2 protein-coding genes are annotated in these 651 nt (G+C 42.9%); both read left to right on the top strand.

The genetic code is table 11. The annotated features are described in order from the left end of the window. A partial coding sequence (locus DWW13_RS18170) for a VaFE repeat-containing surface-anchored protein (protein WP_147398342.1) occupies positions 1-438 on the top strand: 438 nt, incomplete at its 5' end. Positions 439-450: 12 nt separating this feature from the next. Next, positions 451-651, top strand: a 201-nt coding sequence (locus DWW13_RS19600) for a hypothetical protein (protein WP_243026205.1), incomplete at its 3' end; no start/stop codon positions are given.

Genomic DNA, 651 nt, shown 5'->3' with positions numbered 1-651 from the left:
AAACTTGTGGGCTGGCAGATGTTGAAAGAAGAAAATGCAGAACTTCTTATCAATGGAAAGCGTGTGGAAAGTGATTACACCTTTACTGCTGACAGCGAAACTATGAAAGTGGAAGTTGCTTTTACGTTTGACGCTACTTCTCTTGACGGCAAACAGCTTGTAACTTTTGAAGAATTGTACGATTTTAGCAATCCAGACGAACCAAAGAAAGTTACCGAGCATAAGGATATTGAGGATAAGGGACAGACGATTACCTTTAAGGAAAAGCCAGAAAAACCCGAAACACCACCGACACCAGAAAAGCCTAACAGACCTAGCGACAGTCCCAAAACGGGCGACAGTACAAATGTAATGGCATTTGTCGTGATGTTGCTTGTGTCTGCTGGTGGATTAGCTGGAACATATCTTTACAAACGCCGTAAAATGAAGAAATCATAAGGCGGTAACGGTATGATGAAAGAAAAATCACGCTCTCCGCCGAAGCTGTCAAACGGCAGACTTCTGCTTATTCTGGCTTGTCTGCCTACAACCTGCAAGAACACGGATAGTCAAGGGTGCGTAAGCATTGACTTTACCCTTTACTATCTGGGGGATTGCTGGTACTTCCCCAACCGCCAGAATAAGAAATCACAATCAAAAAACTTATCAAAT

Origin of the sequence: Blautia sp. AF14-40 (assembly GCF_003479665.1) — a bacterium.
Classification (GTDB): Bacteria; Bacillota; Clostridia; order Lachnospirales; family Lachnospiraceae; genus Fusicatenibacter; species Fusicatenibacter saccharivorans.
The sequence above is the reverse complement of the archived record's forward strand: the minus strand, read 5'-3'. Positions and strand labels throughout refer to the sequence as shown.